This window comes from Nonomuraea sp. NPDC001684 (assembly GCF_053596515.1).
Genome location: NZ_JBSFGJ010000896.1, coordinates 1 through 1187 on the forward strand (window position 1 = coordinate 1; position 1187 = coordinate 1187).

Here is a 1187-nt window from a genome sequence, read left to right on the forward strand (position 1 = left end):
GCAGGCCACGGTGTTGGCCCGCACGTCGGGATAGTCGCGGGCCATCCGGCCGTGCTCGGCCAGCATCGCCCGCCGCCACCGACCTGCTCTGCCGGGCCGCGTCCACGACCAGCACCACCGGCGCGTCCAGCAGCGTCGCGACGTGCGCGGTCGAGGCGAAGCCGGTGTCCCCCCTGCCGTCGAACAGGCCCATCACGCCCTCGACCACCGCCACGTCGCACCCGGCGGCGCCGTGCAGGAACAGCGGGGCGACGAGCTCCTCCCCGACGAGCCACGGATCCAGATTGCGGCCGGGACGGCCGGCGGCCAGCGCGTGATAGCCCGGGTCGATGTAGTCGGGCCCCACCTTGTGCGGCGAGACCCGCAGCCCGCGCGCCCGCAACGCCGCCATGAGCCCGGTGGCCACCGTCGTCTTGCCGCTGCCCGACGACGGCGCGGCGATCACCAGCCGGGGAACTACCACTCGATGCCCTTCTGCCCCTTCTGCCCGGCGTCCATGGGGTGGCGTACCTTGCCCATCTCCGTCACCAGGTCGGCGACCTCGATCAGCCGTCCGGGCGCGTCCCTGCCGGTGATCACGACGTGCTGGCTGCCCGGCCGGTCCGTCAACGCCTTCAGCACGTCGTCCAGGTCCAGCCACCCCCACTTCAGCGGGTACGTGAACTCGTCCAGCACGTAGAACCGGTACGTCTGCGCCGCCAGGTCGCGCTTGATCTGCTCCCAGCCCTCACGGGCGTCGGCCGCGTGGTCCTCCTCGCTGCCGGGCCGCTGGATCCACGACCAGCCCTCGCCCATCTTGTGCCAGGCCACCGGGCCGCCCTCGCCCGTCTCGCCGAGCACCTTGAGCGCCCGTTCCTCGCCGATGCGCCACTTGGCCGACTTCACGAACTGGAACACCCCGACCGGCCAGCCCTGGTTCCAGGCCCGCAACGCCATCCCGAAGGCGGCCGTGGACTTGCCCTTGCCCGGTCCGGTGTGCACCATCAGCAGCGGACGGGTCCGGCGCTGGCGCGTGGTCAGGCCGTCGTCGGGCACGACAGCCGGTTTTCCCTGAGGCATGTTCAGACCGCCTTCCTGTGGTCACGGACGACCGCTGAACTGGGGTTTCGTGCGGTGCGCCGCCAGGGACTCGAACCCCGGACCCGCTGATTAAGAGTCAGCTGCTCTAACCGACTGAGCTAGCGGCG

Annotated in this window: 1 protein-coding gene, 1 tRNA gene and 2 pseudogenes; all 4 read right to left on the minus strand. The window is 71.5% G+C overall.

The annotated features are described in order from the left end of the window. Window positions 1-75, minus strand: a pseudogene (locus tag ACWCSD_RS52890) (chlorite dismutase family protein); the annotation flags it as partial. After that, a pseudogene (locus ACWCSD_RS52895) lies at window positions 71-463 on the minus strand (nucleotide-binding protein); the annotation flags it as partial. The pseudogenes ACWCSD_RS52890 and ACWCSD_RS52895, both read right to left, overlap by 5 nt. Further along, window positions 457-1059 (minus strand): cob(I)yrinic acid a,c-diamide adenosyltransferase, encoded by a 603-nt coding sequence (gene cobO / locus ACWCSD_RS52900; RefSeq protein ID WP_364335262.1) that lies wholly within the window; start codon window positions 1057-1059, stop codon window positions 457-459. The gene cobO and the pseudogene ACWCSD_RS52895, both read right to left, overlap by 7 nt. A gap of 55 nt (window positions 1060-1114) precedes the next feature. Continuing rightward, window positions 1115-1187, minus strand: a tRNA-Lys gene (locus ACWCSD_RS52905).